This window comes from Microbacterium sp. KSW4-4 (assembly GCF_023091185.1).
In the GTDB taxonomy this organism is placed as follows: Bacteria; Actinomycetota; Actinomycetes; order Actinomycetales; family Microbacteriaceae; genus Microbacterium; species Microbacterium paraoxydans.
Map to the genome: position 1 here is coordinate 1,625,008 of NZ_JAHWXJ010000001.1, position 14,495 is coordinate 1,639,502.

12 protein-coding genes are annotated in these 14,495 nt (G+C 70.2%); 8 read left to right on the forward strand and 4 right to left on the reverse strand.

Annotated features, from left to right (window positions below; all coding sequences use genetic code 11):
• The first annotated feature begins 2 nt into the window (after positions 1-2).
• Genes KZC57_RS08160 through KZC57_RS08185 form a run of 6 tightly spaced genes read left to right on the forward strand, consistent with a single transcriptional unit; the run spans position 3 to position 6,277 of the window.
• Positions 3-986 carry a carbohydrate ABC transporter permease gene (locus tag KZC57_RS08160; protein ID WP_231919661.1) on the forward strand — a complete coding sequence of 328 codons (984 nt, stop codon included), beginning with the start codon at positions 3-5 and terminating at the stop codon, positions 984-986.
• A complete protein-coding gene (locus KZC57_RS08165; RefSeq protein ID WP_017204137.1) occupies positions 986-1,840 on the forward strand; it encodes a carbohydrate ABC transporter permease in 855 nt (284 codons plus the stop codon). The genes KZC57_RS08160 and KZC57_RS08165 overlap by 1 nt, the downstream gene beginning before the upstream one ends.
• The gene (locus tag KZC57_RS08170; protein WP_247641455.1) at positions 1,837-3,753 is read left to right on the forward strand and encodes a hypothetical protein; all 1,917 of its coding nucleotides are present in this window, start codon (positions 1,837-1,839) and stop codon (positions 3,751-3,753) included. The genes KZC57_RS08165 and KZC57_RS08170 overlap by 4 nt, the downstream gene beginning before the upstream one ends.
• Positions 3,750-4,532, forward strand: coding sequence for a dimethylmenaquinone methyltransferase (locus KZC57_RS08175; protein WP_060922547.1), 783 nt, complete (start codon positions 3,750-3,752; stop codon positions 4,530-4,532). The genes KZC57_RS08170 and KZC57_RS08175 overlap by 4 nt, the downstream gene beginning before the upstream one ends.
• Positions 4,502-5,446 carry an aldo/keto reductase gene (locus KZC57_RS08180; protein WP_247641456.1) on the forward strand — a complete coding sequence of 315 codons (945 nt, stop codon included), beginning with the start codon at positions 4,502-4,504 and terminating at the stop codon, positions 5,444-5,446. The genes KZC57_RS08175 and KZC57_RS08180 overlap by 31 nt, the downstream gene beginning before the upstream one ends.
• 21 nt (positions 5,447-5,467) lie before the next feature.
• A complete protein-coding gene (locus KZC57_RS08185; RefSeq protein WP_247641457.1) occupies positions 5,468-6,277 on the forward strand; it encodes an amidohydrolase in 810 nt (269 codons plus the stop codon).
• Positions 6,278-6,530: 253 nt separating this feature from the next.
• Here KZC57_RS08185 and KZC57_RS08190 read toward each other — a convergent pair whose 3' ends face one another.
• The 4 genes from KZC57_RS08190 to KZC57_RS08205 all read right to left on the reverse strand — a co-directional run bounded on the left by KZC57_RS08190 (position 6,531) and on the right by KZC57_RS08205 (position 12,475).
• Positions 6,531-7,181 carry a GntR family transcriptional regulator gene (locus KZC57_RS08190; RefSeq protein WP_060922931.1) on the reverse strand — a complete coding sequence of 217 codons (651 nt, stop codon included), beginning with the start codon at positions 7,179-7,181 and terminating at the stop codon, positions 6,531-6,533.
• A gap of 19 nt (positions 7,182-7,200) precedes the next feature.
• A complete protein-coding gene (locus KZC57_RS08195) occupies positions 7,201-7,806 on the reverse strand; it encodes an SGNH/GDSL hydrolase family protein (protein ID WP_247641458.1) in 606 nt (201 codons plus the stop codon).
• Complete coding sequence (locus KZC57_RS08200) at positions 7,797-11,870, reverse strand: Ig-like domain-containing protein (RefSeq protein WP_247641459.1); 4,074 nt, start codon at positions 11,868-11,870, stop codon at positions 7,797-7,799. Before KZC57_RS08200 ends, KZC57_RS08195 begins: the two co-directional genes overlap by 10 nt.
• A 161-nt stretch (positions 11,871-12,031) precedes the next feature.
• Positions 12,032-12,475, reverse strand: coding sequence for a hypothetical protein (locus KZC57_RS08205; protein WP_105950504.1), 444 nt, complete (start codon positions 12,473-12,475; stop codon positions 12,032-12,034).
• Between the two features lie 245 nt (positions 12,476-12,720).
• On the opposite strand from KZC57_RS08205, the gene KZC57_RS08210 reads away from it, so the two are divergent.
• Together KZC57_RS08210 and KZC57_RS08215 are read left to right on the forward strand one after the other, a co-directional pair.
• Positions 12,721-13,575 (forward strand): carbohydrate ABC transporter permease, encoded by an 855-nt coding sequence (locus KZC57_RS08210; RefSeq protein WP_174235390.1) that lies wholly within the window; start codon positions 12,721-12,723, stop codon positions 13,573-13,575.
• Entirely contained in the window at positions 13,572-14,477 is a 906-nt protein-coding gene (locus tag KZC57_RS08215; RefSeq protein WP_025105392.1) for a carbohydrate ABC transporter permease, read from the forward strand. The genes KZC57_RS08210 and KZC57_RS08215 overlap by 4 nt, the downstream gene beginning before the upstream one ends.
• Positions 14,478-14,495 lie beyond the last annotated feature (18 nt).

A 14,495-nucleotide genomic window follows, 5' to 3' on the forward strand; every position in this document is an offset into this window, starting at 1 on the left:
CCATGACTCCGCCCACCACGACCGCGCCGCCGCCGGCCGCCGCCGCCACCCCGACAGGACCATCGACGCCGATGAGCTCGCCCCCCGCCCCGCGCCGCCGCACGGCGCTGCAGCAGTGGCGGAACCGGATCCCCGGCATCCTCATGGGCGGCCCGGCCGTCGCGGTCTTCCTCGCGATGTTCGTCATCCCGATGATCCTCGCGGCGGTGCTCAGCTTCACCGACTGGAACGGGTACAGCCTCAACTTCAACTTCATCGGCTGGGACAACTACATCAAGGCGTTCCGCAGCCCGCGCTCGACCCAGGCTGCGATCTTCACGGGCATCATCGCGGTGGTGGGCACGATCCTCTGCAACGCCATCGGCCTCGCGATCGCCGCTCTCATCTCCGGGCCCGGCCGCTCGAACACGATCCTGCGCACGATCTTCTTCTACCCGTACGTGATCAGCGCCCTCATCATCGGCTTCCTCTGGTCGGCGATGCTCTCCCCCACCGGCGCCGTCAACGGCCTGCTCAGCACGCTCGGCCTCCCGGCGATGCCGTTCCTCACGGACCCGACCTTCGCCAAGGCGAGCGTGATCTTCACGATCGTGTGGTCGCACTTCGGCTTCAACATGATCCTGTTCCTCGCCGGCATCAAGTCCGTCCCCGCGGAGTACTACGAGGCGGCGACCGTGGACGGCGCCTCGCGGTGGCAGCAGTTCCGCTCCATCACCTTGCCGCTCATCGCCCCCGTCTTCACGGTGAACCTCGTGCTCACCCTCGTCGGGCTCCTCAAGGCGTACGACGTGGTGCTGTCGCTCACCGACGGAGGACCCGCCGGCTCGACGCAGACGATCGTGTACCAGATCCTCAAGGACTCCTTCGCGAACTCGGCCCTCGGCTTCGGCGCCGCGCAGTCCATGATCCTCCTCATCGTCACCGCGGTCGTCGGCCTCGCCGTCACGCTGGTGCGACGCCGCGCCGAGCAGAAGGCGACCGACTGATGAAGCAGACCCGCAACCGCCCGGCCCTCGCCGTCAGCACGATCCGGTGGATCGTCCTCGGCGTCGTCGCGATCACGATGCTGATCCCGATGTACACGATGCTGATCAACGCGTTCAAACCGCAGGCCGACATCATCGAGAACCCGCTGCTGATCACGCCGCAGATGTTCACGTTCGACTACCTGTGGGCCGCGATCACGAGCAGCAAGTTCAACGTGATCGCCGCGTACGGCATCACACTGCTGTTCGTCGTGCTCGTGAACCTGTGCTGCATCGCCCTCGCCGCGCCCGTCGCCTACGTCATCGCCCGCGGACGGTCGAAGTGGCACCTGGGACTGCTGCTCCTCTTCGTCTCCGGGCTCTTCATCCCCGGCCAGGTGACGCTGATCCCCGTGGTCTTCGTGCTGCGGGTGCTCGGGCTCATCAACACGATCCCCGGGTTCATCCTCTTCGAGACCGCGGCGACCCTGCCGGTGACGATCTTCCTGTTCACCGCCTACCTCCGCAGCGTCCCGCGTGACATCGACGAGGCGGCGTCGCTGGACGGCGCCGGGCCCATCCGCGCCTTCTGGGCGTGCATCTTCCCGATCATGAAGCCCGTCGTCGCGACGGTCGTGGTACTCAACTCGATCGGCGTGTGGAACGACTTCGTGAGTCCGCAGATCATCCTCGGGCCGAGCTCCGGGATCTACACGGTGACCACCGGCGTCTACGCGGCGGTCGGACAGTTCTCGACCGACTACACCCAAGTGTTCCCGACCCTCCTGCTGGCCGTGCTGCCCGCGATGGTGTTCTTCATCGTGATGCAGCGCCACATCATCGGCGGCCTGGTCGCCGGAGCGACGAAGGGATGACCGTGCCGGAGACCCCGCTCACCCGTCCGCTGCGCACGATCCCGGCCTGGGCCGTGCTGCAGCGCCGGCTCTTCGCCGAGGTCGAGGAGGCCCGCCGCCTCTTCCGCGACCGCTACACGCTGCCGGACGGCCGCCTCCGCGGCGTCGCCGAGTTCATCGACCGCGACGGCGTGGACGACCTGTACGAGCCCTTCTTCAACTGGCCCGCGTTCTATCTGCTCGGCGGCTCCGACGAGGTGCTCGCCGACGCCAAGCGGCACTGGGAGGGCGTGACCGTGCAGCTCGCCGACGCGGGCATGCTCACCGAGGAGTACGACAACGGCTACGACTGGTTCCATCAGGGCGAGTCGCTGCTGTTCCTCGCCGGCATCTGCGCCGCCGACCCGGCCGACACCGCGTTCGCCGCGCGTGCCGCCCGGTTCTCGGCCCTCTTCACCGACCCCGCGAAGGGCAACTACGACGCCGAGCGCAACATGATCCGCTCGCCGCACAACGGCGCTCTGGGTGCCCGCGAGGGGCTGGACGAGAAGATCGTGCCGTACACGGCCGACCGGGACGAGATGCGCCCCTACGGTCTGCCGCTGCACGGCCTGGACGGCATCGCCTCCTGGGACGACCTCGCCGACCCCGCCCACGCCCAGCGGATGGCGGAGGAGATGCAGCGCCGCGCGGCGGGTGACATCGCCGTGAACCTGGCTGCGACCTCCCTCGCCGCGAATCGCTGGCTCTACGACGGCGACGAGGAGACGGCCGCGTGGATCCGCCGGTACGTCGACGGCTGGCGCGCGCGGGCGGACGGGGGCCTGCTCCCCGACAACGTCGGCCCCGACGGCACCGTCGGCTCTCTCCACGACGGCCGCTGGTGGGGCGGACACTACGGCTGGGCCTGGCCGCACGGGCTGCACTCCGTCAGCATGAGCGCCCTGATCGGCGCGCTCAACCACGCGCTCGTCACCGGCGACGACGGCGCCCTCGACCTCGTGCGCACCATGCTCGACACCGTGCTCGCCGAGGCGCGCAGCGGCAGCGTCGCGGAGTCCACGTACAGCCTGCGCGGCGGGTGGATGGCTCGGCTCGGCGCCGCCGCCACCGAGCCCGCCCTGCTGGTCCCCTACCGCCACGGCGCGGACGGCTGGTTCGACTACGGTCCGCTGCAGCTCGACCTCCCCCTGTGGCTGTGGTGGTGGTCGCGACGCACGTCCGACCGGGAGCGGCTGGAGACGGCGATCGCCGGCCTCCCCTCCTCCGCCGACCTCGTCGCGCCGTTCCGCGACAAGGAGGAGGCGGGTCACGAGGCCGGCTGGTTCGCGTACCTCTCCGGCGACCTGCCCGATTATCCGGTGCGGGCGCTGGAGATGGCGCTCGGCCAGGTGGCACGTCGCGCCGCGATGATGCTCGCCGACGACCGCGATCCCGACGCCGCACACCTGCACTTCTGGCAGCGCGTGAATCCCGTGGTGACGGAGGTGCTGACGCAGCTCGTCGGCGGGGCGCCACAGGTGCTCTACAACGGCGGACTCGGTTTCACGGCGCTCCGCTACGAGGACGTCGACCGCGCGCGGCCCGGACTCCCGGAGGACGTCGCCGCGCTCGTGCACCGCCTCGACGACGACGGCATCGGCGTGCAGCTCGTGAACACCTCTGCCGTGCACACCCGCACCGTGCGGCTGCGCGGCGGGCGTTTCGGCCTCGACCGGATCGTGCGGGTCACGGCGACCGGCGAGGAGCCCGGCTTCTGGCCCGGCGCCTCGGGCACCTACACGGCCCCGGACGCCCCGACCGTCACCACGACCTTCGACGTGGACGACGACCTCGTGGTGACCCTGCCCCCGGCGCACAGCGCCGATCTCGACCTGACCATCGCGCGTGCGACCGGCTCGCCGCGCCACCTGTTCCCTGAAGGAGACGCATGAGCGCCGATCTGATCCGACCCGACTTCGCCCTGCCCGTGCGGGGTGGGGCCTACCAGCGGCCCTCGCCCGAGGTGGTCGAGTCCTTCGACGCGATCTCCTCCGCCACCGCGTGCGCCAAGCTGCACGGACTCGGGATCCGCCGCAGCTACATCGACGGACCGGAGCCGCTGAGCCTCGGCCAGCGCGTCGTCGGCTCGGCGCTGACCCTGCAGTTCATGCCGCAGCGCGAGGACATGGCCTCGGGCGACGGGCAGGAGTACGCCGAGCGGCACACCGCCCTGTGGCACGTGCTCGAGGCCGTGCAACCCGGCGACGTGCTGGTGATCCAGGCGTACGGCAGCCGGTTCTCCGGGTGCATCGGCGACATCCTGGCGCGCTACTTCGCGCGCAAGGGGGGCGCGGGGATCGTCGTGGACGGCCGCATCCGCGACGCCGGCCGCATCCGCGAGCTCGGGATCCCGGTGTGGTCGACGGGCACGACCCCGCACTACGCCTCGCAGTCGGAGCTGGTGCCGTGGGCCTACGACGTGCCCGTCGCGGTGGGCGGTGCGCTGTGCATGCCGGGCGACCTCGTGGTCGCGGACGACGACGGCCCTGTCGTGGTGCCGCAGGCCATGGCGCCGCGGGTCGTGGACGACGCGCGCGATCATGAGGAGTGGGAGGTGTTCAGCCGCCGCCGTCTCGACGAGGGCGCACGCCTGAGCGACTACTACCCGTTGACCCCCGACAGCCGCGAGGAGTACGAGGCATGGCGTTCCGTCCAGAGCTCCGTCCGCTGAATCCCGAGGTCGCCGCGCGCGACGACGTCGGACTGGGGTGCGCGCCGATCGGCAACCTCTTCGCCCCCGTGCCTGACGGCGACGCGGTGGCGACCGTGCAGGCCGCGCTCGCCCGCGATGTCCGTTTCTTCGACACCGCACCGCTGTACGGCTCGGGCGAGAGCGAGCGGAAGCTCGGCCTCGCCCTGCGCGGCGTACCTCGGGACGACTACGTGATCGCGACGAAGGTCGGCCGGGTGCTGGTCGATGCGGACGGCCGCCCCGTCGCGGGCGCCGCGAGCGGGCACGACTCCGTCGTCGACCTCAGCAGGGACGGCGTGCGGAGGAGCCTCGACGGCAGCCTCGCCCGGCTGGGTGTCGATCGCGTGGACGTGCTGCACCTGCACGATCCCCTGGACGTGGAGGCGGCGTTCGCGACGGCGCTTCCGGCCCTCGTCGAACTGCGCGACGAAGGGGTGGTGCGCGCGATCAGCGTGGGGCTGGGACGGCTCGACCCCCTGGAGCGCTACGTCGCCGAGGCGCCGCTCGACGTGGTGATGGAGGCCGGTCGGCTCACGCTGCTCGACCGCACCGCCCTGGACCGGTTGCTGCCGACCGCGGCGGCCCGCGGCATCGGGGTGCTCGCGGCCGCGGTGTTCAACTCCGGCATCCTCGTCGACCCGGTCGGCTCCCCCTTCTTCGAGTACAAGCCGGCACCCCCGGAGCTCCGAGAGCGGGCACGGCGTCTGCAGGCCGTCTGCGCCTCGTACGGCGTGCACCTCGCGGACGCCGCGGTGCAGTTCCCGCTGCGGCAGGGCGCGGATGCGGTGGTCGTCGGGGCACGGACCCCCGCCGAGGTGGACGCGTTCGTGGACGGCCTCGACGCCGCGCTGCCCGCCGCACTGTGGGACGCCCTCGATGCGGAGGCTGCATGATCGCGCGGCCCGGGAGCTGACGTGCGGATCGTCGACGCCCATGTGCACGTCTGGGATGCGGACGCCGTGCCGATCCCGTGGTTCCGCGACGACCTCGGGCTCCCCCGGCAGGCCGCGGCCGCTCGTCTCGGACGGGAGCTGGCCGACGCCGGCGTCTCCTCCGCCATCGCCGTGCAGGCGGCGGACTCGGTGGCGGAGTCGGAGTGGCTGACCGCGACCGCCGCCCGCGACCCGTTCCTGCGGCGCGTGGTGCTGCAGTACACCCCCGCGCCGGGACGAGCCGCCGGCGCCACGGCGGTCGCGTTCTCTCCCGCCGTGGTCGGCGTGCGCGCCGCGGTGCCGCAGTTCGCCGCGGATCTCTCGGATGTGGACGGCCTCGACGCCCTCGCCGCCCACCTCGGCGCGACCTCCCGCACCCTCGAACTGCTCATCCGCCCGGACCAGCTGCCCGCCGCCGCCGCCCTGTCCCGACGGCACCCCGACACCGCGATCGTCGTCTGCCACCTCGGCCTCGGCGCCCGGACGGCCGATGGCGCATGGCTCTCCGCCCTCGCCGAGGCCGCGTCGGCTCCCGGGGTGTCGGCGAAGGTCTCCGGGCTCGACCTCACGGCGCGCGGGTCGGACGAGTCGCGGGAACTGCTGCGCTCCGCTTTCGCCCTCTTCGGCGCGGATCGACTGACGTACGGCAGCGACTGGCCGATGTCCACGCGGACCACGACCTACGCGGAGGTGCTCGCCGCGACCCGGCAGGCTCTCCCTCCCCTCTCCCCTGCCGAGGCTCGAGCATTCTGGTCCGGCACCGCCGACCGCCTCTCCCCCTTCACCGCGTAGCCCCCGTCGCAGTTTCGCCCCGAGGTCGCAGGGATTCCGGGGATGGATGTGTGACCGCGTGCCGAATCTGCGACCTCGCGCAGGGACTCCGGCCACCCATGCGACCTCGGTGCGAATCTGCGACCTCGCGCAGGGACTCCCCACCCCGGACACTTCCGCACCCCCGTCGCAGATCCTCACCGCGTCGCAGGGACTCCGGCCAGCCATGCGACCTCGGTGCGAAACTGCGACCTTGCGCGGCGGGAAGCGGGGATCAGTCGAGGAGGGTGCCGGCAGCGTGGGCGCGGAACAGGGCGGACGCGGCCTCTTCGTCACCGGCCTCCAGGGTGTCGAGCAGGCCCTTGTGCCAGTCCGCGACCTCGTGCCAGTCCCCCGTGAAGGTGGGGTCGCCGAGCACGTGCATGACGCGCAGGCTCGGCTCCAGGAGGTCCCACATGCGCGGGAGGTACACGTTGCCGCTGGCCTCGATCACCGCACGGTGGAAGGTGAAGTCGAGCTCGCGGAACCGGGCGAGGTCTTCCGCCTCAGCCGCCTCATGCATCTGCGCGATGAGGCCGACGAGCTCGGCGCGGCGAGCAGGGTCGAGCGCCCCGCAGGCCAGCCGTCCCGCCAGCCCCTCCAGCTCGACGCGGGCGACCTTGGCCTGCGCCGCCTCCTCCGCGGAGTAGCTCGCGACGAAGTTGCCCTGATGCCGCACGTGCGACACGAGCCCCTCGTGCGCGAGCCGCTTGAGGGCGTCGCGCACGGGCGCCTGGCTCACCTGCATCTGCCGGGCGAGCTGCGACTCCACGAGCTGCTCGCCGGGGGCCAGCGTCGAGTCCTTGATCATCGCCTTGATGAGCGCGTAGATCTGATCCGACAGCAGTCCGCGCTGCAGTCCGGCCGTGCCGAGAGCATCCGTCATGACCATCAGTCTACGTCCATTATCGACTATCGCTAATGGACGCGGCCGTGCGCCAGGCATCCGCGATGAGGGCGGATCCGCGGGGCGTCGGGTGCACCCCGTCCGGCGCGAGCTCGACGACCGGATACTGCTCCGTCGCCGCCGTGAACACCTCGTGCAGGGGCACGAACGCCGCCCCGTGCTCCGCGGCGAGAGCCCGCACCGCCGCCCGCTTCCCGTCGAGGTCGTCGAGCCACGTGCGCTGCTCCTCCGTCACCGGAAGGAAGTACGGCTCCATGAGGATCAGCCGCGGGGCGTGCGCGGCCACCGCGCGGCCGAGGAGGTCGCCGAGCGTCGCGGCGAAGTCCTCGGCCGAGGTCGGGTCGTCGCTGTCGAACCGCCGCCACATGTCGTTCACGCCGACGTACACGGTCAGCAGCTCCGGCGCCGTCGGCAGCAGCTCCGCGTCCCACCGCGCGGCCAGGTCGCGGGCGCGGTCCCCCGCGACCCCGAGGTTGCGGACCGTGGCCCCAGCGGCCTGCAGCTCGGGGGCGAGGAGCGACACATAGCCGTCCCCGAAAGACTCCGGGTCGGAGCGATCGCGCCCCGCGTCGGTGATCGAGTCTCCGATGAAGGTCACCCGCATCGTGGCACGTCCTGTTCGTCGTTCTTGAGCTTCGGTCGCACCGAGATCGGGAGCTCGACGCTCGCGCCAGCGTACGTCACGGTGAGCGTGTGGTGCGGGCGCACCTTGCTGCTGTCGAAGCCGCTGACCATGTCCGCCGTCACCTTCTGGGTGGTGCGGGATCCGTCGCTCCAGTCCACGCCCAGCAGCATGCCGGTCACGTCGAGCTCCTCGCCGCGCACGTAGCGGGTCTTCGGGTCGGCTTCGGGCGCCCAGCAGATGCCGGTCACCGTCGCGGGCGGCGGTGTCGGCCGCACGGCCAGGGTGTTCGTCTTGCCGTAGTGGTAGACGTTGAAGAAGCCGTCCGCACCGACGCGGAGGTTCTCCCTGGCGTCGACCATGTTCCACACCGTCACGTCGTCGACCCGGAGCACGATGCGGGTGCCGCCGTCCTCGGCGACGGCCCCGAACTCGATCCGGTGCGTGGAGTTCGGCTCGATGACCGTGTTGGGGATGCTGTCGAGCATGGTCTGGCCCGGGGTCCAGCTCTGGAACTCGATCACGTCCTCCTTGATCACCGCGAGGTATCCGGTGTTGGAGTTCTGCCAGGCGGGAAGGCCGGTCTGGTCGGAGCGCGCCTGGAAGCCGTACCAGCCCCCGTCGAAGGCGCCGAACTCCGCCTCGAACTGCAGCAGGGTGTCGCCGAAGCGCTCGGCCTCGTAGCCGTGCACGCCCTGACCGCTGATCACGACACCCGTGTCGTCCACCGCGATGAGGTCGGACTGGCTCCAGTTCGCCCCGTCCTTCAGCTGGCCGTCCAGGCGGGTGGTCGGGTACTCGGCATCGTCCACGGTCACGGTGACCGTGTCGCTGAGGCTCGGATCGGCGACCGAGGTCGCGGTGATCGTCGCCGTGCCGGCCGTGACCCCGGCGATGCGTCCGCCGGAGACCGTGGCGACCTCCGGCGCGTCGGTCGTCCAGGTGACCCGGGCGTCGCTGGCGTCCTCCGGGGCGACCGTGGCCGCGACGGACCGCCGCTCCCCCACGGTCAGTCCCACGGCGTCGGCGTCCAGGCTCACGCCCGTCACCGGCACCCCGGAGAGCGAGAACCCGATGTCGTCGAAGTCGAGCAAGGCGTAGTTCTCCACGTAGAACCCGACCCGACCGGCCTTGCCGGGCCCGGGGTCGGCGCCTTCCAGCGCGATCGCCCCGTTCACGGAGATCCGGATCTGCCCGTCCTGCACCGCGATACGGACGTGCGAGGTCTCGCCGGGGGTCAGGCCCTGCGCCGCCGGCACGACCTTCTCGGCGACGACCTTCCAGGCGTCGTCGAAGATCGTCCAGGTCGGCCCCGCCGCGGCCTGGCGGAAGCGGATGTAGCCGCCGCCCTTGCCGTTGCGGTCGTAGACGATCAGTCCGGCGTTGGTGGGCGTGGTCGCCGGTGCCGTGACGTCGAAGTCGAGCACGAACTCGGTGAAGTCCCGCGGCAGGATGCTGTTCGCGCCCTTGAGGATGCGGTACACCCGGTCGCCGGACGCATCGACCTGGATGCTGCGGTTGGGGTCGGTCGGCCAGCCGTTCGCCCCCGACTCGAAGTCGGTGAAGTGCAGCACGCCATCGCCCTCCTCCACGATCGCCTCGATCGTGGCGGTCTTGGTGGCGTCGGCCTTCGCGGTCGCGGTGATGGTCGTCGTGCCGGGGCCCATGCCCAGCACCACGCCCTTGTCGTTCACGGTGGCGACGGCGGCGTCGGCCGAGGCGTAGGTCACCGCGGCGTCGTCGGCGTTCCAGGGCAGGGGCACGGCCCGGACGCGCACCTCGTCGCCCGCGTCGATCGTGAGCGTGTCGCTGTCGAACGCGATGTCCTCGAGCGGGATGGTCCGCGGCTGCTGCGTCTGCCCGATCGCGCCGTCGACGCCGATCTCGCCGAAGGCGATGGCCTCGAAGCCCGGGATCTGGTCGAACACGGCCGCATCGGCCTTCAGCGTGTAGTCGCCGTTCGCGGCGTCCACGAAGCCGGGGGCGGCGTCGGCCACCCAGTTGTCCTCGTAGTTCAGGAGGTTCTTCCCGTCCTTCGCGCCGTGTTCGTTGACGCCGGCCATCCGGGCGCGGTTCGGGTTCCACACGACGTTCTCCGCGAACGTGCTGTGGTTCGGGAAGTAGTGGTCGTCCTCGAAGAAGTGCGCGAGCTCGGGGTACTTCGTCAGATACGGCGTGCCGACGAAGTCGTTGTTGTCGGCGAACACCTTCTCCCAGGCCGGCATGTAGTCGCGGTCGACGACGTTGCCCTCCTGATTGCCCATCCACTGCTCGTAGTTGTCGTACGGGGCGTAGGCGTCGACGAAGACGTTGTTGCGTGCCTCGATGTAGTCGGCCGAGCCGCTCTTGATCGCGCCGTTGCCCATGTTCACGAACACGTTCTTCTCGATCGTGAGATCCCACGTGAAGTTGTCGGCGTAGATGCCCTCGACGCCCGCCATGCCGACGCCGATGTCGTGGAAGTAGTTCTCCCGGAACACGTGGCCGCGCTGCTGCGGGGTCTTGCCGGAGTTCATGTAGATGGCACCGAGGTCGTGGAACTGCTTGCAGACGTCGTACACCTCGTTGCGTTCGAACAGGTGGTCGTTGCCGTGCACGATGATCCCGGGATGCGGGGCGTCGTGGATCTCGTTGTCCCTGGCGATGTTGCCGACGCCGTCGAACATCACGCCCGGATTGTAGGCCTTGTGGTAGTACGCGAAGTCGGCGATCTCGGAGTTCTCGACCCGGTTGCGGCCGGGTTCGAGCGTCGTCTTGTCGCCGCCCTGGAGCACCACGCCGACGCCGCCGACGTGCGTGAGCCGGCTGTCGGTCACGGCGTGGTCGCGGCCGCCGCGGTTCACCGGAATGCCGTCGTACGTGTAGCGCCCCGGCGAGTTGATGAGCACGCCGCCGTCGGTGAAGTTGCGGATGTCGCTGTGCGAGATCGTCACGTGCGAGCCGCCGAGGATCACCGCGGCCGTCGCGCGGCCGTACTCCATCACGAGGTCGTCGAAGTTCACGTAGGAGGCCCCGTCGGCGCGCAGCATCGGCTCGTCGAGCGTCGTGACCGTCACGGCGCCGCGGCCGGACGTGAAGGCCGCGTTCGGGATGAGGTACAGCTTCCCGGCGTCGCGGTCGATGTAGTACTCGCCGGGGGCGTCGAGCTCCTCCAGCAGGTTCTGCGCGAAGTGGAAGTCGGGGAACCAGCTCTTCATGATCCCGGACATCTCGCCGTAGCGGAGGGTGATGGTCTTCGCCTCGGTGTCGATGCTCTCGATCTTGTTGTACGACCACTCCCAGCTGTAGCCGAAGATGCCGTCCAGCCAGACGTCCTCGGCTTGCGTCCAGTGCTTCGGGCGGTCGTAGCCGTAGCTGAACGTGCCGCCGCGCTCCTGCAGGTCGGCGTCGTTGCGGTCCGGCCCGGCGTCGATGATGTCGCCCATCTGCACGGTCGGGGTGGCCGCGTCGGCGTTGGGCCAGCGCGCGAGGGTCATGCCCTGGCCGTCGATGAACAGCTCCATGGGCGGGGTGGTGCTGACGTCGTTGGCCTTCCAGTAGCCGTGGCGGCTGAGCTGGCCGTAGTCGGTGATGCCGAGGTCGGCGAGGTCGATCCCGACGACACGGTCGCGGGCAGCCGGGTCGATGATGCGCTCGGTCACCGCCGCGTCGTCGACCGCGGCGAACTGGTCGCGCGGCAGCTCGCGACCGCCGGTGAGGGTGGCGGTCTCCCCCGGGTACGAGCGGTAGGTGATGGGGGCGTCGGCAGTGCCCGAGTCCTGCGCGCCGATCTCGAACGACGCCGAGCGGGGGTACGTGCCCTCCCGGAGGTACACCGTGAGGCCGTCGTCCGGGAGCGCGGAGTCCGCCTTCAGCGCGCGGATCCGGTCGCGGGCGCCTTCCAGCGTCGCGAGGGGGTCGTCGATCGTGCCGGAGGCCGCGTCGTCACCTCCCGGCGCGAGGTAGAGGGCGTCGTCGTCCGCGGCCGCAGCCGCCGACGGGACCGCCGCAGCGAGGGCGGATCCGAACACCGCCGCCAGGGTCAGGCTTGCCAGTACACGCTTCATCGCGTCTCCGAACTGTCGCTTCCCGCACGGCCGATGCGCGCGGCGCCGCGGGAGCGGCTGCTCCGACCGTAGCCAATCGATAATCGACTAGCAAGGATCGATACTGATCGTTTCGGTTCGTCGCTGCGTCAGGACGCGCGCCCCACGCCGAGCAGGTGCTCCTAATGTTCTCGGGCCGCGAGGAGGGAGGTCGGGATGTGCCCGACCGCGAGGACGACCGCGGCCAGCGCGATCCACGGGTTCTGCAGCCAAGCCGCTGTGCCGAGGAAGGCGGCCACCGGCGCGAGGGCCATCGGGACCGGGATGCCGAGGACGGTGTCGAACAGCGCCGACCCGGGCCGGCCGCGGCGGAGGTAGCGGATCCAGAGGGCCCCGTACGCGAGCACCGCCAGCGCCACCGGCACCGCCCACCCCCACGCGATCGGGCCGGCCGCCGTGATCGCAGGGACCGTCATGCAGAGCGCCTGCCCTGCCCTCTCGAACACCAGGAGCACTCGGGGCACCGCCGGGCTCTCGAGCTTCGGTCTCGGCGGGAAGGGGATCAGCAGCAGGTTCGGCAGGAAGATCGCGAGACTCACCGCCAGGCCGAGCAGTGAGAACCCCATGTCGCGATCGTACCGAGGGCTACTCCCGGGCAATCATTTCACAAAAGAAACACTTTCCACCACTTTCTGACTATTGCGCTCTCCAGTTGACGTCGCCGTAATCTGCCGGAAATACTGAGGAAGCCCGAGACCGCACCGCGAGAGTGCGGACACATCACCCCAGGCCAAGGATGACCTAGATGACAGAACAGACCATTTCCTCACAGATAGGAACAGGTCGCCGGCCCCGTCGCCTCTCGGACGGGATGTTCGCGCTCCTCCTCACGGCTCCCGGCCTCGCGCTCCTCGCCGCCGTGGTCGTGTACCCGCTGATCACGGCCCTCATCACCGCGTTCTACAAGCAGAGCCTCGTCGAGCCCGGTCGCGAGTTCGTGGGCTTCCAGAACATCGTCGACGTGCTCACCGGCGAGTTCTTCCCGCTCCTCACCCAGACGCTCGTCTTCACCCTCGGCACGACCATCGCGCCGTTCGTGATCGGCTTCGGCCTCGCCCTCGCCCTGAACACGCGCATCCGCGGCGCCAAGGTGCTCCGCGGCCTCATGCTCATCCCGTGGCTGATCCCCGGCGTGGTCGTGTCGTTCCTGTGGATGTGGATCTTCAACGCCAACTACGGCGTGCTCAACGCGGCCCTGGAGACCGTCGGCCTCATCGACTCCCCCCAGGCGTGGCTCGCGAACCCCACCACCGCCATGATCGCCGTGATCGTCGCGAAGACGTGGCAGTCGTTCCCCTGGATGATGGTCATGCTCCTCGCCGGCCTGCAGACCGTGCCGATCGAGCTGCATGAGGCCGCCGAGATCGACGGCGCCGGCACCATCCGCCGCTTCTTCTCCATCACGGTCCCGCAGATGAGCGGCATCATCGGCCTCGTGATCCTGCTGGAGTTCATCTGGAACTTCCAGCACTTCGACATCATCTACGTCCTCACCGGCGGCGGTCCCGCCGGCTCCACCCAGACGTTCGCGACCGCGGTGTACGAGACCGCGTTCGACGGCTTCGACCTCGGCCACGCCGGGGCGATCGGCCTGCTCTGGATGATCCTGCTGATGGCGCTCGTCGTCGTCTACGTCCGTCTGTCCGAGAAGGGAGAGAAGCGATGACCGCCGTGCTGACCGAGGAGACGGTGGCCGCCGTCTCCGCCCCGCCCGCCGCGCCCCGCCGTCGGCGCCACCGCGCCGACCGCCGTGCCTCCACCGTGAGCGCCTGGATCGCCGTCGTCGTGTTCGGCGGGTTCGCCCTGCTGCCCGTGTACTGGCTGCTCGCGACCTCGCTGACCCCGCGTACCGAGGTGTTCAGCTACCCGCCGAAGCTGTTCCCCACCGAGATCACGTTCGAGGCCTACGCCGCCCTCGCGAACAACCCGGCCCTGTTCGGCTACCTCCGCAACAGCATCGTCGTCTCCGTCATCACCGCGATCCTCTCGGTGCTGGTATCGGCGTACATGGGCTACGCGTTCTCGAAGTTCCGCTACCGCGGCCGCCGCAGCCTCATGTACTTCGTGCTGGCGTCGCAGATGTTCCCGCAGGCGCTGCTGCTCATCACCCTCTACGCGGTGTTCTCGGCCTACGGCCTGCTCAACACCTACACGGCGCTCGTGCTGTCGTTCACGACGTTCACGCTGCCGCTGTGCGTGTGGATGCTGAAGGGCTTCTTCGACACGATCCCGGACGAGCTCATCGAGGCCGCCCGCGTCGACGGCGCCTCCCGCCTGCGCATCATCCACTCGATCGTGCTGCCGCTGGCCGCCCCCGGCCTCATCGCCGCAGGACTGTTCGCGTTCGTCCGCGGCTGGAACGACTTCATCTTCGCCCTCACGCTCGCCGGTCCCGACAAGCAGACCCTGCCACCGGGACTCGTCAACACGTTCATCGGCGAGGCGTCCACCGCCTGGCCCGAGCTCATGGCGGCTTCGCTCGTGGTCTCGCTCCCCGTGGCCATCGCGTTCATCGCCCTGCAGCGCTTCCTCGTCGGCGGACTCACCGCCGGCGCGGTCAAGGGCTGACCCGCACCACCCCCTCAT